The organism is Allomesorhizobium camelthorni, from assembly GCF_011045125.1.
Taxonomy (GTDB): domain Bacteria; phylum Pseudomonadota; class Alphaproteobacteria; order Rhizobiales; family Rhizobiaceae; genus Allomesorhizobium; species Allomesorhizobium camelthorni.
This window is the reverse complement of record NZ_JAAKZF010000018.1, coordinates 1-21,402: the sequence shown is the minus strand read 5'-3', so window position 1 is coordinate 21,402 and position 21,402 is coordinate 1. Positions and strand designations below refer to the sequence as shown.

The 21,402-nt window shown below is 62.9% G+C and carries 20 protein-coding genes; 10 read left to right on the top strand and 10 right to left on the bottom strand.

Features of this window, described 5'->3' with window-relative positions; all coding sequences use genetic code 11:
* The first annotated feature begins 71 nt into the window (after positions 1 to 71).
* Genes G6N73_RS14975 through G6N73_RS14960 form a run of 4 tightly spaced genes read left to right on the top strand, consistent with a single transcriptional unit; the run spans position 72 to position 3,202 of the window.
* On the top strand, positions 72 to 1,010 hold the full coding sequence (locus G6N73_RS14975) for a peptidylprolyl isomerase (RefSeq protein ID WP_165028876.1): 939 nt from the start codon (positions 72 to 74) through the stop codon (positions 1,008 to 1,010).
* Between the two features lie 5 nt (positions 1,011 to 1,015).
* Complete coding sequence (pdxA, locus tag G6N73_RS14970) at positions 1,016 to 2,032, top strand: 4-hydroxythreonine-4-phosphate dehydrogenase PdxA (RefSeq protein WP_165028874.1); 1,017 nt, start codon at positions 1,016 to 1,018, stop codon at positions 2,030 to 2,032.
* Positions 2,029 to 2,856, top strand: coding sequence for a 16S rRNA (adenine(1518)-N(6)/adenine(1519)-N(6))-dimethyltransferase RsmA (gene rsmA, locus G6N73_RS14965; RefSeq protein ID WP_165028872.1), 828 nt, complete (start codon positions 2,029 to 2,031; stop codon positions 2,854 to 2,856). Before pdxA ends, rsmA begins: the two co-directional genes overlap by 4 nt.
* Before the next feature lie 4 nt (positions 2,857 to 2,860).
* Positions 2,861 to 3,202: an ASCH domain-containing protein gene (locus G6N73_RS14960; RefSeq protein WP_165028870.1), complete on the top strand. Its 342-nt coding sequence runs from the start codon at positions 2,861 to 2,863 to the stop codon at positions 3,200 to 3,202.
* 11 nt (positions 3,203 to 3,213) lie between these two features.
* On the opposite strand, the gene gmk is transcribed toward G6N73_RS14960, so the two are convergent.
* From gmk to fabD, 8 genes are all read right to left on the bottom strand, one after another.
* Positions 3,214 to 3,870 (bottom strand): guanylate kinase, encoded by a 657-nt coding sequence (gene gmk, locus G6N73_RS14955; protein WP_206078863.1) that lies wholly within the window; start codon positions 3,868 to 3,870, stop codon positions 3,214 to 3,216.
* Positions 3,871 to 3,874: 4 nt separating this feature from the next.
* Positions 3,875 to 4,765: a YicC/YloC family endoribonuclease gene (locus tag G6N73_RS14950; RefSeq protein ID WP_165028868.1), complete on the bottom strand. Its 891-nt coding sequence runs from the start codon at positions 4,763 to 4,765 to the stop codon at positions 3,875 to 3,877.
* Positions 4,766 to 4,857: 92 nt separating this feature from the next.
* The gene (gene mltG, locus G6N73_RS14945) at positions 4,858 to 6,042 is read right to left on the bottom strand and encodes an endolytic transglycosylase MltG (RefSeq protein ID WP_165028865.1); all 1,185 of its coding nucleotides are present in this window, start codon (positions 6,040 to 6,042) and stop codon (positions 4,858 to 4,860) included.
* Between the two features lie 99 nt (positions 6,043 to 6,141).
* Entirely contained in the window at positions 6,142 to 7,404 is a 1,263-nt protein-coding gene (gene fabF / locus G6N73_RS14940) for a beta-ketoacyl-ACP synthase II (protein ID WP_165028863.1), read from the bottom strand.
* A 35-nt stretch (positions 7,405 to 7,439) separates the two neighbouring features.
* Complete coding sequence (locus G6N73_RS14935) at positions 7,440 to 7,676, bottom strand: acyl carrier protein (protein ID WP_008836051.1); 237 nt, start codon at positions 7,674 to 7,676, stop codon at positions 7,440 to 7,442.
* A 215-nt stretch (positions 7,677 to 7,891) separates the two neighbouring features.
* Positions 7,892 to 8,629 carry a 3-oxoacyl-[acyl-carrier-protein] reductase gene (gene fabG, locus G6N73_RS14930; protein WP_165028861.1) on the bottom strand — a complete coding sequence of 246 codons (738 nt, stop codon included), beginning with the start codon at positions 8,627 to 8,629 and terminating at the stop codon, positions 7,892 to 7,894.
* 18 nt (positions 8,630 to 8,647) lie between these two features.
* Positions 8,648 to 8,869: a type II toxin-antitoxin system RelB family antitoxin gene (gene relB / locus G6N73_RS14925; RefSeq protein ID WP_165028859.1), complete on the bottom strand. Its 222-nt coding sequence runs from the start codon at positions 8,867 to 8,869 to the stop codon at positions 8,648 to 8,650.
* Between the two features lie 65 nt (positions 8,870 to 8,934).
* The gene (gene fabD, locus G6N73_RS14920; protein ID WP_165028857.1) at positions 8,935 to 9,873 is read right to left on the bottom strand and encodes an ACP S-malonyltransferase; all 939 of its coding nucleotides are present in this window, start codon (positions 9,871 to 9,873) and stop codon (positions 8,935 to 8,937) included.
* Positions 9,874 to 10,054: 181 nt separating this feature from the next.
* On the opposite strand from fabD, the gene G6N73_RS14915 reads away from it, so the two are divergent.
* A complete protein-coding gene (locus tag G6N73_RS14915; RefSeq protein ID WP_246252067.1) occupies positions 10,055 to 12,025 on the top strand; it encodes an LTA synthase family protein in 1,971 nt (656 codons plus the stop codon).
* 177 nt (positions 12,026 to 12,202) lie between these two features.
* Complete coding sequence (locus G6N73_RS14910) at positions 12,203 to 14,602, top strand: EAL domain-containing protein (RefSeq protein ID WP_165028989.1); 2,400 nt, start codon at positions 12,203 to 12,205, stop codon at positions 14,600 to 14,602.
* Positions 14,603 to 14,966: 364 nt separating this feature from the next.
* Here the strand turns inward: G6N73_RS14910 and G6N73_RS14905 are convergent, their stop codons facing one another.
* The gene (locus G6N73_RS14905; RefSeq protein ID WP_165028853.1) at positions 14,967 to 16,601 is read right to left on the bottom strand and encodes a pilus assembly protein; all 1,635 of its coding nucleotides are present in this window, start codon (positions 16,599 to 16,601) and stop codon (positions 14,967 to 14,969) included.
* A 424-nt stretch (positions 16,602 to 17,025) separates the two neighbouring features.
* On the opposite strand from G6N73_RS14905, the gene rpsF reads away from it, so the two are divergent.
* The 4 genes from rpsF (at position 17,026) to G6N73_RS14885 (ending at position 20,005) form a co-directional block, all read left to right on the top strand.
* A complete protein-coding gene (gene rpsF / locus G6N73_RS14900; protein ID WP_165028851.1) occupies positions 17,026 to 17,520 on the top strand; it encodes a 30S ribosomal protein S6 in 495 nt (164 codons plus the stop codon).
* The gene (rpsR, locus tag G6N73_RS14895) at positions 17,520 to 17,768 is read left to right on the top strand and encodes a 30S ribosomal protein S18 (RefSeq protein ID WP_006203718.1); all 249 of its coding nucleotides are present in this window, start codon (positions 17,520 to 17,522) and stop codon (positions 17,766 to 17,768) included. Before rpsF ends, rpsR begins: the two co-directional genes overlap by 1 nt.
* A gap of 250 nt (positions 17,769 to 18,018) precedes the next feature.
* A complete protein-coding gene (gene rplI, locus G6N73_RS14890) occupies positions 18,019 to 18,594 on the top strand; it encodes a 50S ribosomal protein L9 (RefSeq protein WP_165028849.1) in 576 nt (191 codons plus the stop codon).
* A gap of 121 nt (positions 18,595 to 18,715) precedes the next feature.
* Entirely contained in the window at positions 18,716 to 20,005 is a 1,290-nt protein-coding gene (locus G6N73_RS14885) for a cyclopropane fatty acid synthase (protein WP_165028847.1), read from the top strand.
* Positions 20,006 to 20,051: 46 nt separating this feature from the next.
* Here the strand turns inward: G6N73_RS14885 and G6N73_RS14880 are convergent, their stop codons facing one another.
* Positions 20,052 to 21,035, bottom strand: a complete 984-nt coding sequence (locus G6N73_RS14880) for an NAD-dependent epimerase/dehydratase family protein (protein WP_165028845.1) — start codon at positions 21,033 to 21,035, stop codon at positions 20,052 to 20,054.
* Positions 21,036 to 21,402: the final 367 nt, after the last annotated feature.

Below are 21,402 nucleotides of genomic sequence, written 5' to 3'. Positions count from 1 at the left end.
TTTCGCCGCATAGGATGGGCATCACGGCCATATCCATTCAGAACAAAAGCGGAATGCGGGGAGTGTCTGGCATGTTTTCGATCGGGAGATATTTGTTTTCGGCAAGTTTTGCTCTGGCCGTTGCTGCGGGTTCCGTTCCCGCTGCGATGATCGCTTCGCCCGCGGCGGCGAGCGAGATCAAATATGTCGTCAACAATGTCCCGGTCACCACCTACGACATCCAGCGCCGCGCCGCATTCCTGAAGCTGCAGAACCGCAAGGGCAATCTGAACCAGATGGCCGCCGACGAGATGGTCGAGCAAACGCTGCGGGTCGCCGAGATCAATCGCCTCGGCATCAGGATTACCGACCAGGCGGTCGATGCCGCTTTCAAGCGCTTCGCAGGCTCCAACAAGCTTTCGCCGGCGCAGATGTCCGACATCCTCAACAAGGCCGGCATTACCGAAGGGCATTTCAAGGATTTCATTCGTTCCCAGATGGGCTGGAATCAGGCGCTTTCGGCGCGGTTCAAGTCGCAGGGCGGCACTATGAGCGAGCAGGATGTGGTGCGCCGCATGCTGCAGGAAGGCGGCAACAAGCCGAGCGCCACCGAATACATGCTCCAGCAGGTCATTTTTGTCGTGCCGGCGGCGGAAAAAGGAAAGATGGGTCAGCGCAAGCGCGAAGCCGAAGCCATGCGCGCGCGCTTCAACGGCTGCGACAGTTCGCGTGAGTTCGCCAAGGGCCTGCTCGACGTGACGGTGCGCGATCTCGGTCGCGTGCTTGCCCCGGAGCTGCCGCCGGAATGGGCCGACCAGATCAAGCAGACCAAGACCGGCGGCGCGACCGCAGTCAAGGAAACCGACCGCGGCGTCGAATTCATCGGCATCTGCAGCAGCCGCGAAGTCTCGGACGACCGGGTCGCCAAAATGGTATTCCAGTCCGAAACCAAGACCGACGACCAGGCCGGCGAACTCGACAAGAAGTACATCGCCGAGTTGCGGAAACGAGCCCGCATCGTCGAACGCTAGCAGCTGTGAGCAGTCCGCCTCTGGCGCTGACGGCCGGCGACCCTTCGGGTATCGGTCCCGAGATCGCCATCGCCGCATGGTTTCGGCGCGCTGAAAACGCTATCACACCATTCTACCTCCTCAGCGATCCTGCGTCGGTTGCGGCCTGCGCTCGGCGTCTTGGGCTTGAGATCCCGATAATCGAGACGACGCCTGAAAAAGCCGCCGCCCGGTTCGCAAATGGCCTGCCTGTCGTGCCGCTCGCGGCGCGCTTCGTCGATGTACCGGGCCTGCCCGACAAGGCTAATGCCGACGGCATCGTCGAGGCGATCGACCGCGCCGTGACCGACACCTTGTCCGGTCTCGCTTCGGCGGTCGTCACCTGCCCGATCGCCAAGAAGCCGCTCTACGATGCCGGTTTCCGCTTTCCAGGCCACACCGAATACCTCGCCTATCTGGCCGGCCTGAAGACCGGCGCGGAAGTAACGCCGGTGATGATGCTTGCCGGGCCCGACCTGCGCGCCGTGCCGGTAACGATCCACATTCCCTTGGCCGAAGTTCCCGACGCTCTGACTACGGAGGCGATCCTCCGCACCGCGCGGATCACCGCGCGCGACCTAAAAACCCGTTTTGGCATCGCAAATCCGCGCCTTGCCGTCTCCGGCCTCAATCCGCACGCAGGAGAGAGCGGCGCCATGGGTACAGAAGATGAGACGGTCATCCGTCCGGCGATCGAGACACTTCAAAACGAAGGCATCGAAGCCTTCGGGCCGCTCCCTGCCGACACGATGTTCCATGCCCGCGCCCGCCAAAACTACGACGCGGCGATCTGCATGTATCACGACCAGGCGCTTATCCCTGCCAAGGCGCTGGCATTCGACGAAACCGTCAACGTCACGCTCGGCCTCCCCTTCATCCGCACCTCGCCCGACCACGGCACGGCTTTCGACATTGCCGGCAAGGGCATCGCCCGGCCCGACAGTCTGATCGCGGCGCTGAAGCTGGCGCGGCGTCTCGCCGACAACGAAAGCCGTTCTCGATGAGTTCTCCGGACGGCCTGCCGCCGCTGCGCCAGGTCATCGAACGGCATGGATTGCAGGCGAAGAAATCGCTCGGCCAGAATTTCCTGCTCGACCTCAATCTGACCGGCAAGGTCGCCCGCGCCGCTGGCGACCTTTCGCAGGTGACCGTCGTCGAAATCGGTCCCGGTCCCGGCGGCCTGACCCGCGCGCTTTTGATGAACGGGGCTTCCCGAGTAATCGCCATCGAGCGCGACGAGCGCTGCCTGGCGGCGCTGGCCGAGATCGCAGCGCATTATCCGGGCCGGCTCGAAATCATTTCCGGCGACGCGTTGAAGACCGATTTCGCCGCCATCGCCGGCGATGGGCCGGTCAAGATCGTCGCCAACCTGCCCTACAATATCGGCACCGAACTTCTCGTGCGCTGGCTCACCGTCGCCGAATGGCCGCCCTTCTACCAGTCGATGACGCTGATGTTCCAGCGCGAGGTCGCCGAGCGCATCGTGGCGCGGCCAGGCAGCGATGCCTATGGCAGGCTCGGCGTTCTCGCGGGCTGGCGCACCGAGGCCAGGATCGCCTTCGACGTGCCGCCGCAGGCTTTTACGCCTCCGCCCAAGGTCACTTCCTCCGTGGTCCATCTGGTCCCACGGCTAGCTCCGTTGCCTGCCGATGTGCGCACGCTCGGACGCGTCACCGAGGCGGCCTTCGGCCAGCGCCGCAAGATGCTGCGCCAGAGCCTCAAGGGCATGGAGGGCGCGCGCCTGCTCGAGGCAACCGGCATCGACGGAACCCGGCGCGCCGAAACGCTCAGCGTCGAAGAGTTCGTGGCGCTGGCCAACGCAGTGTAAGGCCATGCAGACACTGGGAGTCGTCGCACGCCTTTTCCCGCTGATCGAGGCCGGCGAAAAGACGTCCACCATCAGATGGCGCGAGACCATGATCGTCCCCGGTTATCTCCGCTACCTATGCGATGGAGATCCCGCGAAGACTGCCATTGTGTGGGTCACCCGCTGCACCGACATTCCGCTATCGGAAGCAGCCGCTTTCGTCGGGCGGGAAGTTGAATGGCCGAAGGAAATGATGCTGGCTGGAATGCGCGAGCACTATCCGGAAATACAGTGGGACGACGTGGTGCAGATCGTCGAGCATCTGACGCCCGCTGAAACGCTCAAGCGTTCAGATTTCCCGGCATAGACCTGATCGCCTTATGCGGTCTTCTCATCCAACAGCCCCGACACGAAGTCGAACAGGCCCGGTCGGCGGTCGCGCCGCAGCCTTTCGGCGGTGACGATCGCCCGCACCTCGGCATAGGCGCGGTCGAGATCGTTGTTGATGACGATGAAGTCGTATTCCTTCCAGTGCTCGATCTCGGTGCGGGCGTTGGTCAGCCGCGTCTCGATCACCGCCTCCTGGTCCTCGGCGCGGCGCTTCAGCCGCGCCTTCAGTTCGCGCATGGAAGGCGGCAGGATGAAGATCGAGACAATGTCGGCGCGCATCTTCTCCTTGAGCTGCTGCGCACCCTGCCAGTCGATGTCGAACAGCATGTCGCGGCCCTCGGCCATCGCCTTTTCCACCGGTTCTCGCGGCGTTGCATAACAATTGCCGTGAACTTCGGCCCATTCCAGCAGGGCATCCGAATCGCGCAGGCGGTCGAACTCGCGCTGCGAGACGAAGTGGTAATGCACCCCATCGATCTCGCTGGCGCGGCGCGGCCGCGTGGTCACGCTGACCGACAGGCTGAGATCGTGGTCCTTCTCCAGGAGATTGCGCGCGATCGTCGACTTGCCGGCGCCCGACGGCGACGACAGAACCAGCATCAGGCCGCGACGGCGAATGGCTGGAGGAACGATATCCGCTGTCATTGGGTTATTCCAGATTCTGAACCTGTTCGCGGAACTGGTCGACCACTGCCTTCAGTTCCAGTCCGATGGCGGTCACTGTCGCCGCATTGGACTTCGAGCATAGAGTATTCGATTCGCGGTTGAATTCCTGCGCAAGAAAATCGAGCTTGCGGCCGACCGCGCCGCCGCCGTCGAGCAGCGCACGCGCCGAGGCGACATGCGTCTTCAGCCGGTCGATCTCCTCGCGTATATCGGCCTTGGTGGCGAGGAACGCCGCCTCCTGGTGCAGCCGGTTCTCGTCAAGATTGGCCGACGCGTCCATCAGCAGCGCGACCTGCTCGGCGATGCGGGCGCGTATCGCCGCCGGCTCGCGCGACGGGTCGGCTTCGGCCCTCAGCACCAGCACCTCGATTGTGCCGATATGGACGCTGAGCACGGCCTTCAGCGCCGCGCCTTCGGCCTGTCGCGCCTGTTCGAGCCCATCCAGCGCCCTCTCGAGCACGGCAAGAACGGCAGCATCGATTGCGGCGCGCGCCTCCTCCGTTTCGGTCGCTTCGGGAATTTCGAGCACGCCGCGCAGCGCCAAAAGCCCATCGGCGCTCGCGGGCGCCAAGCCGAACTGCTCCTCCAGACGTTTTGCCAGCCCTGCCAGGTCCTTCAGGAACGCTTCGTTGATGACCGGCTGCACCAGCGTTCCGGCGGCCCGACCGACGGTCAGCGACGCCTGGATGTTGCCGCGCGAAAAGCGCTTCTGCACCAATTGCCTGACGAGGGGCTCCAGCCTCTCGAAGCCCTGCTGCAGGCGCAGCCTGGCCTCGATGGTCTTGCCGTTGACCGATTTCAGCTCCCAGGCGATCGACGCGCCGTCATGTTCGGCGGCGGCACGCGAAAAGCCGGTCATGCTCTGCAGATTCATGGCGCGCCCCGCGTCCCCAACGGCATGACCCGGAGTGGACCACACCTCAAATAACCCGGTTCGACCCCGACGAACCAGGCTCTGTTGCCACGCTATTGCGCGGCGGCCGGCTCCGCCTCGGTACCGGCAGCCGCCTTGGCCGCTTCTTCCGCCTGCTGCTTACGGATCTTGCGCCAGCGGGCGACGTTCTCGTTGTGCTCTTCCAGGGTCTTGGCGAAGACATGCCCGCCGGTGCCGTCGGCAACGAAATAGAGGTCGTCGGTCTTGGACGGGTTGGCGACGGCTTCTAGCGCAGCCTTGCCCGGATTGGCGATCGGCGTCGGCGGCAGCCCGTCGATCGTATAGGTGTTGTACGGCGTCGGCTTCTCGATATCGGACTGGTAGATCGGCCGGTCAGCCGGCTTTCCGGAACCGCCGAACAGGCCGTAGATGATCGTCGGGTCCGATTGCAGCCGCATATTGTTCTTCAGCCGGTTGAGGAACACCGCGGCGACACGCGAACGCTCGTCGCCCTTGCCGGTTTCCTTTTCGACGATCGAGGCCAACGTGATGAACTCGTTGATATCGGCCAACGGCAGGTCGGGCGCGCGGCGCGCCCAGATTTCCTCGACCAGCTTCTTCTGGTCCGCCAGCATCTTGTCGATGATCTGCTTGCGCTCGGCGCCGCGTGTGAAGCGCTGCGTGTCGGCCGCCAGCATGCCCTCCGGCGGGATCTCGGAAGGCATGTCCCCGGTCAACGCCTCGTGCTCGGCGATCCTGTGGAAAGCCTGCACGACTGTCAGACCTTCGGGAATTGTCAGCGACTGCATCACCGACTTGCCGCTCTTCAGAATCTCCATGATGTCGCGCATCGAGGCGCCGGCTGCGATCTCGTATTCGCCGGCCTTCAGCGCGCCTTCGTTGCCATAGGCGCGGACACCGAGGTGGAAAACGCGCGCATCGCTGATCAGGCCACGCCGTTCGAGCTGGTCGGCAATGTCGATCAGGCCGCTATTGGGCTTGACCAGGAAGGTCTGCGCGGTCGCTGAAGGTCCCGGACCATCGAACTCCTGTTTGCCTAGATAGACCGCAAGGCCTGCCGCCAGCACCAGGAGCATTGCCGACGAGACGATGAAATTCATGAACACCACGATCTGGTTGCGCGAGGCGCGCGAACGCTTCGGCGGCGGCGTCCCGATTTCGGGCCGCAGGGCCTCGCTCGCGGTTTTCGGCACGATCGGCTTCGGCGCTTCGGTACGCTGGCCGAACTCCCCCGGGTTCGCTGGACTGGTGTTCATATCGCCTCGACAAATCCACATGCGCCGGCCACGCCGCGCATCATTCCTCAACCACCAGAGTATGGCAAAATTCGCGGCGAAGCAGCGCTATTCCGGCGCTCAGCCATTGTAGCGCTGGAAAACCAGCGATGCGTTGGTGCCGCCGAAGCCGAAAGAATTCGACAGCGCGACATCGATCTGGCGCGAGCGGGGCTTGTGCGGCACGAGGTCGATCGCCGATTCGCGCTCGGGATTGTCGAGATTGATGGTCGGCGGCGCGATGTTGTCGCGGATGGCGAGAACCGAGAAGATTGCCTCGGCGGCGCCGGCCGCGCCGAGCAGATGGCCGGTCGACGATTTGGTCGACGACATCGAGACCTTCGACGCCGCATTGCCGACCAGCCGCTCGACGGCGCCGAGCTCGATTGTGTCGGCCATGGTCGAGGTGCCGTGGGCGTTGATGTAGTCGACATCGGCGGGCGCCAGTCCGGCGCGCTTCAGCGCCGCACTCATGCAGCGGAACGCGCCGTCGCCGTCGGCCGCCGGAGCGGTGATGTGATAGGCGTCGCCAGTCAGGCCGTAGCCGGTCACCTCGGCGTAGATTTTCGCGCCGCGCGCCTTGGCGTGTTCCAGTTCTTCCAGCACCACAACACCGGCGCCCTCGCCCATGACGAAACCGTCGCGGTCGCGGTCATAGGGGCGCGAGGCGGTCCCGGGCGCATCGTTGCGGTCAGTCGACAGCGCCTTGCAGGCGGCAAAGCCCGCCAGCGACAGGCGCGTGACCGGCGATTCCGCGCCGCCCGCGAGCATCACGTCGGCATCGCCGAAGATGATCAGCCGGGCAGCATCGCCGATCGCGTGCGCGCCGGTAGAGCAGGCAGTCACCACGGCATGGTTCGGACCCTTGAGCCCGTGCCGGATCGACACCTGGCCCGATACGAGATTGATGATGTTACCGGGAATGAAGAACGGGCTGATGCGGCGCGGGCCGCGCTCCTTCAGCACCATGGCGTTTTCGGCGATGCCGTCAATGCCGCCAATGCCGGAGCCGATCATGACGCCGGTGGCGCAGCGGTCTTCTTCCGTTTGCGGCTCCCAGCCGGAATCCTTGAGCGCCTCGTCGGCGGCCGCGATCCCGTAGAGGATGAAGTCGCCGATCTTCCTGAGTTCCTTCGGCTCGAGATACGCTTCAGGGTTGAAGCTGCCATCGCTGCCGTTGCCGCGCGGAATGACATGCGCAACCTTGCAGGGAAGGTCCTCGACCTCGAATTCGGTGATCCGCTTGGCGGCGCTGCGGCCGGTGAGCAATTCACGCCAGCCGTGCTCGACGCCCACGCCGAACGGCGAGAGCAGGCCCATGCCGGTGACGACTACACGTCTCATTGCGAAAATTCCCGAACCGACCGCTGGCGAAAGCGTCAGGCCGATGCCTTGTCGATGTACTTGACGGCGTCGCCGACGGTCAGGATCGTCTCGGCCGCATCGTCCGGGATCTCGACGCCGAATTCTTCCTCGAAGGCCATCACGAGTTCGACCGTGTCAAGGCTGTCGGCGCCGAGGTCGTCGATGAAGCTTGCCGCTTCCGTCACCTTTTCGGCTTCGACGCCGAGGTGTTCGACAACGATCTTTTTGACGCGCTCTGCGGTGTCACTCATTTGGGCATCCTCGTCTATGTGTTTGTCTGGTCTTCGTTAGCGGGCGGAATGCCGCTAATCAAGCTGAAAGATGTTCCCTGCAGGAACGCAACCGCCCGCGGCGCGAACAGGTGCGAACCGCCGGGTTGAGGGCGGCATTACACGAAAAAACGCGCACGTCCAAGGCGAAAACCTCTTTATCCCGCTCTCAGGCAAGAGGCTGTTCGGACAGCCGGTCAGATCATCGCCATGCCGCCGTTCACATGGACGGTCTGCCCGGTGATGTAGGCGGCCTCGTTCGAGGCCAGGTAGACCACCGCCGAGGCGACTTCCGCGCCGGTGCCCATGCGCTTGGCCGGGATGGCGGCCATGATTGCTTCCTTCTGCTTGTCGTTCAGCTTGTCGGTCATGGCCGATTCGATGAAGCCGGGCGCCACGCAGTTAACCGTCACGCCGCGCGTCGCGATCTCCTGCGCCAGCGACTTCGACATGCCGATCATGCCGGCCTTGGAGGCGCAATAGTTCGCCTGGCCGGGATTGCCGGTAACGCCGACCACGGAGGTGATGTTGATGATGCGGCCGTTGCGGCGGCGCATCATCGGATGGGTCAATTCGCGGGTGAGTCTGAACACCGCGGTCAAATTGACTTCGAGCACCGCGTCCCAGTCCGCGTCCGACATGCGGACAAAGAGCCCGTCCTTGGTGATGCCGGCATTGTTGACCAATATGTCGACGCCTTCGAGATCAGCTTCAGCCTTTGCGCCGAGCGCCTTGACCTCGTCGCGATTCGAGAGGTTCGCCGGAAACAGCTTCACTCGCTCGCCAAGTTTGGCAGCCAGCGCCTCGAGCTTTTCGACACGCGTGCCGTGCAGGCCGACGGTCGCGCCTTGAGCGTGCAGCGCTCGCGCCACGGCCTCGCCGATACCACCGCTTGCCCCGGTGACGAGCGCCTTCTTTCCAGTCAAGTCGAACATATATGAAACCTTTTCCCTTTAAGCGTCCAAGTCACGCCAGAATTCCTCGCCACTCAGGATCTCTTCCTCGCCGCGACGCACGCGTTCCATGACTTCCACGGCGAGGTAATAGTCCTCGAGATCTTCCAGGCCGCGCTCGACCAATTCGCGCAGATAATATGCCTTGGTGCGACCGGTGCGTTGCGCGAGCGCATTCAGCCGCGTCTCGGTTTCTTCCGACAATCTGACGGATGTGGGCATCTCGAATTCCCAATGCGATACATGTATTCAGTATCGCATCAGCCCCGTTTCGCAACCCACGCGGATCAAAGCGCCGCCACCGCCGCCTCGACATCGGCTGGCGTGTTGACAGCGACCGTCGCAATGTCGCGGTTGATACGCCGCGCCAAGCCCGACAGCACCTTTCCCGAGCCCACTTCGTAAAGCGTCGTCACGCCGTTTGCCGCGAACCACTCCACCGTTTCGCGCCACCGCACACGGCCGGTCACCTGTTCGACCAGGCGCGCAACGATCTCGTCCGGGTCGCTCAGCGGCGTCGCGGTTACGTTCGCCACGACGGGCACGGCCGGCGCATTCTTCTTCACGCCGGCCAGCGCCTCGCGCATCGTCTCGGCGGCAGGCGCCATCAGCGCCGAATGGAACGGCGCGGAAACCTGGAGCATCAGCGCCCTCTTGGCGCCTTTTTCGGTGCAGAGCTTCGCCGCCAGTTCCACCGCCGCCTTGGCGCCGGAGATCACCAGTTGCCCGCCGCCATTGTCGTTGGCGACTTGGCACACCGAGCCCTTCGCGGCCTCGGCGCAGGCAGCCTCGGCATCGCTTTGCTCCAAGCCGATGATTGCGGCCATCGCGCCCTCGCCGACCGGAACAGCGGCCTGCATGGCGTCGCCGCGGATGCGCAGGAGCCTGGCCGTATCGGCGATGGTGAACATGCCGGCGGCGGCAAGTGCGGAATATTCGCCGAGCGAATGGCCGGCGACGTAGGAAACCTTCTCCTTCAGCGAGAAACCTCGCGCCTCCAGCGCCCGCACCGCTGCGAGGGATACCGCCATAAGCGCCGGCTGCGCATTGGCCGTCAGCGTCAGCGTCTCTTCCGGCCCTTCCCACATGATTTTCGAAAGCTTCTGGCCGAGCGCGTCGTCGACCTCGTCGAACACCCGCCTCGCTTCCGGAAATGCATCAGCCAGGTCCTTGCCCATGCCGACAGCCTGGCTGCCCTGCCCCGGAAAGGTGAATGCGACGGCCATGATCTCTCGCTCCGCAGTGCCTTGTCTTGCTGCCGTGTGGCGCGAGGCGGGCCGGCGAGTCAAGCCCGCGCTGGCTTCGCACCGAAAATGCAGGCAGTCCCCGCTTTGGACGGACCGCACGAGCCGCTCTTCTCAATTTTGCCACAGGCCCTAGCTTCTGTGACGGAACGATGACACTTGCATGACGTTTTTATTACGAGTTGAGGATATTGAGTTGGCAAAAATCGTTGCAGGCCAAGGGCCGGTGGCGCCGGAAGGGTTTGAAGTGGAGCGGACGGTCAAGACGGATAGGCGCCGCAGGCATCTGCTGCGCCTTGCCAGATCGATCGGACTGACGCTGCTGGTTTCGACGATCCTCGTATTTTCGGTCGAACTGATCGTGCGCGGCTCGCTCTCGGAAACGCTGCTCTTCTTCCAGCAGCCTTTCCGCCCAAGCTGGACCACGGTTATCCTTTTCGCGCTGCTCATCCTCTTCTTCGACGCGCTCCTCGGCCGCGCCTATCTTGCATTGCTGGTGGTTGCGCCAGCCGTGCTGCTTCTGGCCTTTGTCGGCCACCAGAAGTCGCAGTATCTCGGCGATCCGCTCTATCCGACAGATTTCCTCTACGCGCGCCAGATAATCGAACTGGCGCCGCTTCTGGTGCGCGAGCGTCCGGTTCTGGCCGTCGTGCTCGGCGTTTCCTTGGTGGCGGGCATCGCGCTTCTGGTGACCCTGTGGCGTTTCTGGCGGCGGCGATTTCCCGCCCTGCCGCTGAGGGCCCGCGCAGCCCGGCTCGCGGTCGCCCTCCCCGCGCTCCTGTTCTTCGGCTCGATCATGGATTACGCGACATTCTCCTGGGCGCGCGACCGGCTGCAGATCATTCCGATGATGTGGGACCAGAAGGAGAATTACGCCTCCAACGGCTTTGCCATAGCCTTTGCGCTCAACGTGCCGATGGCCAAGGTGAAGGCCCCCGAGGGCTATTCGGAGGAGGCGATAGAGGCGATCCGGAAACCTGTGGGCGCTTCGCCATCGGTTCCACCGGAACGCCCCGACATCATCGTCGTGATGAGCGAATCCTTCTGGGATCCGACCCGGCTGCCGGGCGTCACGATCACGCCCGACCCGATCGCCAATGTCCGCGCGATCCAGTCCGGCCATGTATTTTCGCCGGAATTCGGCGGCATGACCGCCAATGTCGAATTCGAGGCGCTGACCGGCTTCTCGAACGCCTTCCTGCCCTATGGCAGCATCCCCTATCAGCAATATGTCCGCGAGCCGCTTCCCTCGCTCGCGACCTTCCTTAAGACCCAGGGCTATGCCACCCGCGCGATCCACCCGTTCGAAGGCTGGTTCTGGAACCGCTCGCCGGTCTACGAGGCGTTCGGATTCGACAGCTTCATGTCGGAGGAGAACCTGCCGCCATTGGCCACGCGCGGACCGCTCGTCTCCGATGCCGCCTTGACGGAAGAAATCATCCGCGAGGCCGACGCGACCGCCGAACCGTTCTTCTTCTTCGCCGTGACGCTGCAGAGCCACGGCCCCTATGAGCCGAACCGCTATACCGGGACCACGCACACGGTCGAGACTTCGGCCAGCGCCTGGGCCAAGGGTTCGATCCTGACCTTCGCCGAGGGCGCCGCCGATGCCGACCAGGGCCTGGCCCGGCTGATCGAGTGGGCTGAAAAGCGCGAGCGCCCGACCGTCATCGCCTTCTTCGGCGACCATCTGCCGCCGCTTGGCCCTGTCTTCGTCGAGACCGGCTTCATGAAAAAGCCTGTAGCCGAGCGCAAGGCGCCGCTGGCCAAATTGCGCGCGCAGCACGAGACACCATTGGTGATCTGGTCGAACCGCAAGGGCCCGGTCGGCCATCTCGGCTCGATCAGCCCCGCCTTCCTGCCGCTGCACGTGCTGGAGACGGCCGGCATCAGCCATCCCTATTACACCGGCTTCCTCGGCGATATGCGCCAGCGTTTTAGCGTCGTCGACCGCAACGTGCTCGTGACGCAGCGCGGGATGACGACGCCGGACTGGGGGCGCGCCAAGGAGATCGACCCGGCGATCCGCGATTTCCGCCTGCTGCAATTCGACATCATGTTCGGCAAGCGCCACGGCGCGAAGGCGTTCTTTCCGGAAACAATGCCCGGCAAAGCCGTTGTTGGGACCATGTGAAAGGCCCATGGACGCCAAAGAAGCGACATGAAACAGAGTCATCGACGGTCACGTTAAACAATTGCGAACGCTGCCAAAGGCTGAACCGCCAGCAGCGAACTGGCGGCATTTACGTATTCTTGATAATCGGTAGCTAGTTTTACACCTTGAGTCTTCTCGGCGGTGTGGGGCTACTCCGTGCTCAAGGTCTATACTTGCATTGTCCAGGAACACGATCTGCGTCTGGTCGTGCTTGCGGCGTTTGTCTGCCTTTTGGCTTCCTTCACCGCGATCGATCTCGTCCACCATGTCCGCAGGTCGGCCGGCTCGATGCGGAAAATCTGGCTTGGCGTGGCCGCAACGGCGAGCGGATTCGGCATATGGGCGACGCATTTCATCGCCATGCTCGCTTTCGAGCCGGGGATACCGAGCGGCTACAACATCACGCTCACCCTTCTGTCGCTGCTCGCGGCCATCGCGCTCACCGGCATCGGCCTGAACGTCGCCTTGTCGAGCAAGCTGACGGGCGCAGCCTGGCTCGGCGGCGCCGTGGTCGGCGGCGGCATCGCCGCCATGCACTATACCGGTATGGCCGCTTTCGAAGTCCAGGGCATCATCGTGTGGGATCCCGTTCTCGTCGTCGTATCCATTGTGGCTGGCGCGCTGATCGGCGCAGCAGCAACCAGAGTCGGCCTGATCGACGGGCACCGGAAGTGGAAGGTTTACGGGGCGCTGCTGCTCACCGCCGCCATTTGCAGCCACCATTTTACAGCGATGGGCGCGGCCTCGATCATTCCTGATCCAAGGTACACGGTTCCCGAAACGGCCATTCCTACCGGCTGGCTCGCCGCAGCTGTTGCGCTTGCAAGCCTGGTCATCCTGCTCCTCGCCTGTTGCGGCCTCGCTCTCGACATTCGCGACCGCCGCAAGATGGAGCAGGAGGCGGATCGCATGCGTGGCCTTGCCAACGCTGCCGTTGAGGGGTTGCTGGTGTGCGACGGCGCGAGAATCGCAACCGCCAACAGGAGCTTCGCCAACATGGCCGGGGTCTCCGAGCAGGACATCTCTGGCACCCTGCTGTCAGCATTCTTGCCCGACGAATCGATGCGGGCGAAGTTACTCGGCCAATCCGGCGAATTGATCGAAACAATGCTGCGCCCTGCCGAAGGCGGGATGATCCCCGTTGAACTCGTCGGGCATCCGGTCAGCTTTGCCGGTCAGCCGCATCAGGCGATAGCGGTCCGCGATGTGCGCGCACGCAAGAAGGCGGAGGCCGATCTGCACCATCTTGCCCAGCACGATGCACTGACCGGTGTGCCCAACCGCCGCAGCTTCAACAACAGGCTCGACCGGGAAATAACGCTTGCCGCGACGACTGGCGGCAAACTGGCGCTGCTTTGCCTCGACCTCGACCGGTTCAAGGAGGTCAATGACCTTTTCGGGCATGCAGCCGGCGACAAGCTGCTGCAATCGGTCGTCCGCTGCATCGGCGCCGTGCTTAACGGTGATCAGATGCTGGCGCGTCTAGGAGGCGATGAATTCGCCGTAATCGTGCCCGGCCTGCACGATCCGGCTGCCGCCGGACGCATCGCCGAAAGGATCATCGATGCATTCCGCGCCGAAAACGAGGACGCCGCCAGCGGCGGCATGATGTCGACCAGTGTCGGCATCGCGATCTATCCGGACGACGCGCTCGATAGCGAAAGCCTGATGAGCCACGCCGACACGGCACTTTACCGGGCCAAGGTCGAAGGACGCGGCACCTACCGGTTCTTCGAGGCGGCGATGGGTGCCGAGGTCAAAGAGCGGCGGCTTATCGAGCACGATCTGCTGCATGCGGTTTCCCGCGGCGAGTTGCGGCTCGCCTATCAGCCGCAGAAGCAGTTGACCAGCGGAGCAGTTATCGGCTTCGAGGCGCTTCTACGATGGCAGCATGCGACGCGCGGCGTCATCTCGCCCGACGCGTTCATCCCGATCGCAGAGGAGAGCGGATTGATCCTGCAGATCGGCGAGTGGGTCCTGCGCACCGCCTGCCGCGAGGCGGCGACATGGCAGCGGCCACTCGTCATGGCGGTCAACGTCTCGGCGGTGCAACTGCATTCAGCGCAGTTCGCACAACTTGTGCACGAAGTCCTGTTCCAGACCGGGCTTTCGCCCAAGCGCCTGGAGCTTGAGATCACCGAAACGGCCCTGATACGCGACAAGAACCGCGCCCTTGCGACACTGCGCCAGCTCAAGTCGCTCGGCGTGCGGATCGCCATGGACGATTTTGGCACCGGCTATTCGTCGCTCTCCAATCTGCGCGCCTTTCCGTTCGATAAGATCAAGATCGACGCCTCGTTCATCCGCTCGGTGGACACCAGCGACGAGGCCGCCGCGATCGTGCGCGCCGTGCTTGGACTTGGCCGTGGGCTCGGATTGCCCGTGCTAGCCGAAGGCGTGGAGACGGCCGGCGAACTCGCGTTTCTGGCAGCCGAACTCTGCCACGAGGGACAAGGCTACCTTCTCGGCCGGCCATGTCCGATCGAAAGCTATGAAGCTCTGGTCGCCGCTTCCGGCGGCAAGCCAGTTGCTGCTGCGGCGCGACGCTCCGCTTAGGCAGGACTCGTTCGATACCACTTGCCCTCCAAACCCTGGGTCGACCGCCGCAATCTGCCCGCCGCGCCGTGGCTGAATGGAAGGGGCCGGAGGCAAGCGTCGCTCCATGTGAAGCCAGAGGCGTCTGTCTGCGTCAGTACGAAATCATTTTCAGCAAGCGCCACCGCGCGAAGGCGTTCTTCCCAACTCCGAAAAGGACGAGCAGAGCACCCTATGCGCTTCTGAAGGCGGGTATTCTAGATCATACCGAGGAGGGACGCGTCGTATTCCCCTACGACGCAATCCACGTCGACTTCATGATAACCAAGGCGGCATAGCCAACATCCCAGCAGCGAAGGCGGTAGAGCCGTCGCTGCTATCCCCGTCAGTTCGTAACCGAAAGCTGCGAGATGGAATAGCTGATCTGCTTGAAGGCGGCCTTGAGCTGTTCGGGGTTCTTCGTTGGATAGTAGTCAGCCGTGCTTGTGGCGCAGGCGCTATAGAGATCGCGGTTTTTCCGCGAATCGGCGCCCAGCACGACTGTAAAAATCCGCACATCCTTGTTCCTCAGCGCGGTGCACGCGCCGAGAGTCAGCTTGTTCACATTATCCAGCGCCGTGTTCCGGTTGGTCGTTCCCATGCGGCCTGTGTCCAGAAAATTGTATGAGCCGTAATCGGACTTGTTGATCGAGGCGTTCGCAGCGCCGAACACGTTGTTTTCGCCGTCGGTGAAGACGACGACGACCTTGGTGGTCTCCTTGGCGTCGAAGGGGTCTCCCTGCGTATATGGCTTGCCCGGCGAGAGCACCCGCAAACCCCAGGCCAGCCCTTCCGACACATTCGTGCCGGAGCCAAACCAGTAGACCATTTTTGCGATTTCAGCCTTGAGCGCCTTCAGATCTTCGGTAAGCGGGGCGATCGGCGTTGCGCAGGCATAGTTCGGGCCGCTGGTCAGCGGCGCCGTCTCGTCGATGATGTTGGCGATGCCTTTGGTGCTGTATTTCAAAATGGATTTCTGGCGCCCTGCGTCGGTATTTGTTCCCGGCGGTACGACGTCATCGAGATAGGTGTTGTTCAGTCCGTTTGAACTGTTAATCGCCGCGCGAGCGTCCCCAGGCTCATCCGGAGCGAAATACGGCACGAACAAGGTTTCCGGCTTCGACGGATTGGGCGGCGTATCGTCCAGATTCGGCGTGTCGCCCAACTTGGGCGTGCCGTCCGCATTGAATCTGGCAAGCCGCGCCTCCACACAGCCTTTCCACTCGACGTCAGGGTTGATTGCCTTCAGTTTGTTGAACAACAGCCAGTGCCCGACACGCTTCCCATTTTCTTTGTCGGACTCGAAATTCCTGCCATTCAAGCCGAGGTCGTCCTCAGACAGGTTCGTCCTGGTGTCGATCCACGACATATAATCTTCACCCGCTGTCTTGATATTCACCGCAGTGACGAAAGGAACGAGAGCCGCGCGAATTTTGCGTTCGGACTTTGCCTTTTTCTCGTCCTCTCTCTGGTCCTCCAGGGCTTCTATCAGGTCGGTCGCGGCTTCCCGCAAGGCCTTCATGTTGGTTTCGCCCATCGAGCCGGTATTGTCGAGCACCAGGGCGACTTCGAGGTTTGCGGTCGATTCATAGGCGCTGGCTTCGGCGGTTACTCTGGCGCTCTTGCCGAAGAGGAAGGCGAAATGCAGCTTGACGTCGGCATAGGCGGTGGCCGACGTCTTGATGGAGTTGACCCCCTCCTCCACCGACAATTCGGCTTCGGCGCTCTCCAGCCCGTTGCGGCCGTAAATGTTGGCGGCGAAGAAACCGTCGAACGCCTCCTTGCGCGACTGCGATCCGTCCATCAGGCGCGAGGCGGCAAGCACCGCCGAATCCAGTGCGTTCTGAAGATTGGTCCTGGCCGTCAGAAGATTGGCCACGTCGATCGCCAGGCCCGCGGCCCCGAGGATAGCCGGCAACCCGACCACCATCATCATGCTGAAATTTCCGGCCGTCGAGCGCCAGAACCGTTTGAGAAGCATCTTGAACCCCAAAAAAAATCAACCCGCATGCGACTTCTGCCTGCGCTTGATGAAAATTGGATTGATGCGCGCCGCTCCGTGCGGCTGCGATGACGACCGTGGTTAACCAATATTTGCCGCGTCCCCGATGGCGCTTTTGCCGCACGGGTTCCGGCAAGCCTTGCCTTCCGGCTGGATTGCTGTATAGACCCGCGCAATCTGCCGGTCCCAGCTGGGGGCTGAACGGAGGGCCGGAGGTTTTGCCAAACAAAGCCGCCGTGTGAAGCAAAAGTGCTTCCGCCTCCCGTGTCTCCGCTCTCGACCGTCTCGTAATGCTCCTTTCTTCCCCTGAGGAGACCGCAAGGTCCCTCGAAGGGTCCAAGAGAAGTTGCAGAGGCTTTAGCCGCCGGGAACCGGACAGGGAAACGAAGAAAGGCAAAGAACAATGGCTCTATACGAACATGTGTTTCTTGCCCGGCAGGACCTCTCGCAGCAGCAGGTCGACGCCCTTGTGGAACATTACAAGGATGTCGTCTCCTCGCATGGCGGGTCGGTCGGCAGGGTCGAGAACTGGGGACTGAAGTCCCTCACCTACCGGGTCAAGAAGAACCGGAAGGCTTACTACACGCTGATGGACCTGGACTGCCCCCCGGCCGCCCTCAACGAGATGGAACGCCAGATGGGCCTCTCCGAGGACGTGCTGCGCTTCCTGACCGTCAAGGTCGACAAGCATGAGGAAGGCGCATCCGCGATGATGCAGAAGCGCGAAGAGCGTTCCGACCGCGGCGGCTTCGGCGACCGCGACCGTGGCGATCGTGGCCCGCGCTCGTTCGGCGATCGTGACCGCGGCGACCGCGGCCCGCGCTCGTTCGGTGACCGCGAAGGTGGCGATCGTGGCCCGCGCCGTCCGCGCGAAGGCGTTGAAGGAGGTGCAGAATAATGGTCGACATCAACCAGATCCCGACCCGGCGCCCGTTCCATCGCCGCCGCAAGACCTGCCCGTTCTCCGGCGCCAACGCTCCGAAGATCGACTACAAGGACGTGCGTCTCCTGCAGCGCTACATCTCCGAGCGCGGCAAGATCGTGCCGTCGCGCATCACGGCGGTCAGCCAGAAGAAGCAGCGCGAACTCGCCAAGGCGATCAAGCGCGCCCGTTTCCTCGGCCTCCTGCCATACGTGGTGAGGTAAAGCGCCAGGGACAGTTTACTTTCTTTCCGCAGATGGGCTAAGCCGCTTCAAGGCTGGCGCGGGCGGAAAAAAGTAAACTGTCCCCGGCTATTCCGCTTCGGGAGCGGACCAGAATCCCGAGTTGGGCGACAGTCGTCGCTCTAACTGCCCGACAGGCAGGACAGCGAAACCGGACGCAGCGCGTCCTTTCACTTCCCCGCCTGTTCCGAATTTGATCGCGGCCAAGCCCGCAAACGAAAGGAACAAAGAGATGGAAGTCATTCTTCTCGAACGCATTTCCCGCCTCGGCCAGATGGGCGACACCGTCAAGGTCAAGGACGGCTTCGCTCGCAATTTCCTCCTGCCGCAGGGCAAGGCGCTGCGCGCCAACGAGGCCAACAAGAAGAAGTTCGAAGGCCAGCGCGCCCAGCTCGAGACGCGCAACCTCGAGCGCAAGTCGGAAGCCCAGCAGATCGCCGATCAGCTCGACGGCAAGAGCTTCATCGTCGTGCGCTCGGCCGGCGAAACCGGTCAGCTCTACGGCTCGGTCTCGACCCGCGACATTTCCGAGATCGTCACCGCCGAAGGCTTCACGGTCAGCCGCAACCAGGTCGAGCTCAACCAGCCGATCAAGACGATCGGACTCACCAATGTGGCTATCGCGCTGCATCCCGAGGTCGAAGTCACGATCACGCTCAACATCGCCCGCACGGCCGACGAAGCCGAGCGCCAGGCCAAGGGCGAGACGCTGACCACAGCCGAGGCAATCTACGGCGAAGACATCAACGACAATGCGCGGCCGGACAACTTCTTCGATCCAAATGCGGAGGAAGGCGAGGAAGCCTGAACCTGTCCGCATAACGCTGGACCAAAAGCCCGGACCTTGTGTCCGGGCTTTTTTTTGCTATTTGGAATCTATTGGGGACCGCATGGGCTTGATTTCGCTTCGCGATGATCGGGATTTTGCGATGAACAAACTGCTGCAGCGTGTTGTCGAACGGCTGGTAAGGACGGGAAATCTCACCGTCACCGGTCCGGACGGAACCACCCATTTTTTCGGCGACGGCAGCGGCGATTCCGTCCATGTCGTGATCAAGACAAAGCACGCCGAACGCGCCATCACCTTCGATCCCATGCTGGCGCTGGGCGAAGCGTTTATGGAAGGCGAGTTGGAAGTCGTCGAGGGCGATATGCTCGGCCTCCTGCGTGTCGTCTACCAGAATATGGGACCGGGCGGCATCGAGGCGTCATGGACCAAGGCTGTCGAAGGCTTGCGCCATGCTTTCCGCCGTTTCCAGCAGGTCAACACGGCCGCCCGCGCCCGGCGCAACGTCCAGCGCCATTACGATCTGTCGGGCGAATTCTACAAGCTCTTCCTCGACGCCGACATGCAATATTCCTGCGCCTATTTCGAGCGCCCCGGCATGACGCTGGAAGAGGCGCAGATGGCCAAGAAGCGCCACATCGCCGCCAAGCTCGGAATGAAACCCGGCCAGACCGTGCTCGACATCGGTTCCGGGTGGGGCGGGCTCGGCCTCTATCTGGCGCGCAGCTTCGAGGCCGAGGTGCTCGGCGTCACGCTTTCGACCGAACAGCACGCCGTCGCCACCGAGCGTGCCCATGCCGAAGGCCTGGAGAACCACGTCCATTTCGAGCTCAGGGACTATCGCGAACTCACCGAACGCTTCGACCGCATCGTCTCGATCGGCATGTTCGAGCATGTCGGCGTCAATCACTACGCTACCTTCTTCAACAAATGCGCTTCCCTGCTGAAGCCCGATGGCGTCATGCTTCTGCATTCGATCGGCCGCAACGGCCCGACCTGGGCCACCAACGCCTTCATCCGCAAGCATATTTTCCCGGGCGGCTACATCCCGGCGCTTTCCGAAGTGCTGCCGGCGATCGAAAACTCCGGGCTCATGCTCGGCGACGTTGAGATCCTGCGCCTGCACTACGCCGAGACCCTGAAGCACTGGCGCGAGCGCTTCCTCGCCAATCGCGACCGCGCCAAGGAGATCTATGACGAACGCTTCTGCCGCATGTGGGAGTTCTATCTCGCCGGCTCGGAAGCCTCGTTCCGTTGGCAGGATCTGATGGTTTTCCAGATCCAGCTCACGCGCCGCAACGACACGCTGCCGGTCACTCGCGACTATATCGGCAAATGCGAGAAGGCGCTGGCCATCCACGAGGAGGCGCATCGAAAACCCGCCATTGCCCGAAGGCCGCGCAAGAAGCGGATGCCGGAGCCCGGCGAATAGTCACAGCCACCTCGTCTCCCGCCAGGTGTCGACCGCAGCCGACGCATCACTCCACCGGATACGGCCCCTCGGCGAACGCTTCGGCGTGATAGCCTTTCGACCCGACGATCCGGGCCAGAGGGCTGACGACCTCGCCGCCCTTGCCCAGGCGTTCGACGAGCGACCCGAAATCATGGCGCGGCCGCCAGCCGAGTTCGGTTCGCGCACGCTCGTTCACATAGACCCGTTCGATGCTCGGAAACATTTTCCAGCCCCGCCGCCGGTATTCCGCCTCGTAGCCGGGAACGCGCTTTCCCACCACGCGCGGCGCGTCGGCGCGCAGGTCGGCCAGATCTTCGGGCAGGAAGGGCGTGGTCGCGCTGATTATGTATTTGCGAAATCCGATCGCCGGCGCATGTTCCGCGGCAAGCAAATGCGCGCTCACCACATCCTCGATATCCACGCGGCGGTAGAGATACTCGTTCGCCTTCAAATTCTCGTCCGAATAGGTCTCCCGCACTTCCCTGCTGTCGTCCTCTTCCGGAAAGAAGCGCGAGGTCCGTAGCACGATGCAGGCAAGCCCGTTGTTCCTGCTGAACAACTGGCAAAGGTCTTCGGCCGCCGCCTTGGTGACGCCATAGATGTTCTTTGGCCGGGGATTGACCTCTTCGGTCACCCAGGCGGCCGGGGCGCCGGCCGGCGGCACGAGCGCGTCGCCGAAGACGCTGGTCGTGCTCGTATAGACGAATGACTTGACGCCTGCCCTTGCCGCTTCCTCCAATAGGTTGAGCGTGCCCGAAATGTTGGTGTCGACAAAATCCTGCCGGCTGTGGGTAGCGACATGCGGCTTGTGCAGGGTGGCCGCATGAAACACCGCTTGCACGCCGACCATGCACCGCTCCACGCAAGAGCGGTCGGTTATCGAGCCGGTCTCGGTCGTGAATGGCGACGCCGCGATATCGAGACCCACGACCTCATATTGCAAATTCCTTAAGGCGCGGACCAGCGCCTCGCCCAGGTGACCGGCGCTTCCCGTAACCAGAACTCTCATGCTGCCTCGCTCTTCGCCTGACCTTGGAATCGCGCCGAACCTAGCAGGGAAGTGCCGCAGTACGAATTCCCGTCTATATGCCGCCGCCGGAATAGCTTTCTTGTTTTGTTCTCTTTCGTCGGCGATTAGACTCTTCCTCTGATTCGCGTCAACAGCAATTCCGGCGGCGGCTGGACAGTCCTGTGGACGGTTTCGCGCCTGTGTGAATTGCGGGCGTGAATGGCCGAATCTTCAGCACGCGGAAAGTTCTTCTGCTACCGACATTCGGGGATCGAGACCGGGGACAAAAATGGCAGAGGCAGCGCACAAATTCGGCGTGGCGGAGCAACCGCTTTATCGCGAGGCGCCCAACAATATCGAGGCCGAA

What these genes read in the sequence shown, in the direction of transcription:
- fabD (WP_165028857.1), bottom strand. Translation starts at nt 9,873, where the DNA reads ATGGCCGTCGCATTCACCTTTCCGGGGCAGGGCAGCCAGGCTGTCGGC.
- G6N73_RS14915 (WP_246252067.1), top strand. Translation starts at nt 10,055, where the DNA reads ATGACGTTTTTATTACGAGTTGAGGATATTGAGTTGGCAAAAATCGTT.
- relB (WP_165028859.1), bottom strand. Translation starts at nt 8,869, where the DNA reads ATGCCCACATCCGTCAGATTGTCGGAAGAAACCGAGACGCGGCTGAAT.
- fabF (WP_165028863.1), bottom strand. Translation starts at nt 7,404, where the DNA reads ATGAGACGTGTAGTCGTCACCGGCATGGGCCTGCTCTCGCCGTTCGGC.
- rpsF (WP_165028851.1), top strand. Translation starts at nt 17,026, where the DNA reads ATGGCTCTATACGAACATGTGTTTCTTGCCCGGCAGGACCTCTCGCAG.
- G6N73_RS14880 (WP_165028845.1), bottom strand. Translation starts at nt 21,035, where the DNA reads ATGAGAGTTCTGGTTACGGGAAGCGCCGGTCACCTGGGCGAGGCGCTG.
- fabG (WP_165028861.1), bottom strand. Translation starts at nt 8,629, where the DNA reads ATGTTCGACTTGACTGGAAAGAAGGCGCTCGTCACCGGGGCAAGCGGT.
- G6N73_RS14885 (WP_165028847.1), top strand. Translation starts at nt 18,716, where the DNA reads ATGAACAAACTGCTGCAGCGTGTTGTCGAACGGCTGGTAAGGACGGGA.
- G6N73_RS14935 (WP_008836051.1), bottom strand. Translation starts at nt 7,676, where the DNA reads ATGAGTGACACCGCAGAGCGCGTCAAAAAGATCGTTGTCGAACACCTC.
- G6N73_RS14960 (WP_165028870.1), top strand. Translation starts at nt 2,861, where the DNA reads ATGCAGACACTGGGAGTCGTCGCACGCCTTTTCCCGCTGATCGAGGCC.
- rpsR (WP_006203718.1), top strand. Translation starts at nt 17,520, where the DNA reads ATGGTCGACATCAACCAGATCCCGACCCGGCGCCCGTTCCATCGCCGC.
- G6N73_RS14975 (WP_165028876.1), top strand. Translation starts at nt 72, where the DNA reads ATGTTTTCGATCGGGAGATATTTGTTTTCGGCAAGTTTTGCTCTGGCC.
- mltG (WP_165028865.1), bottom strand. Translation starts at nt 6,042, where the DNA reads ATGAACACCAGTCCAGCGAACCCGGGGGAGTTCGGCCAGCGTACCGAA.
- G6N73_RS14950 (WP_165028868.1), bottom strand. Translation starts at nt 4,765, where the DNA reads ATGAATCTGCAGAGCATGACCGGCTTTTCGCGTGCCGCCGCCGAACAT.
- rplI (WP_165028849.1), top strand. Translation starts at nt 18,019, where the DNA reads ATGGAAGTCATTCTTCTCGAACGCATTTCCCGCCTCGGCCAGATGGGC.
- gmk (WP_206078863.1), bottom strand. Translation starts at nt 3,870, where the DNA reads ATGACAGCGGATATCGTTCCTCCAGCCATTCGCCGTCGCGGCCTGATG.
- G6N73_RS14905 (WP_165028853.1), bottom strand. Translation starts at nt 16,601, where the DNA reads ATGCTTCTCAAACGGTTCTGGCGCTCGACGGCCGGAAATTTCAGCATG.
- rsmA (WP_165028872.1), top strand. Translation starts at nt 2,029, where the DNA reads ATGAGTTCTCCGGACGGCCTGCCGCCGCTGCGCCAGGTCATCGAACGG.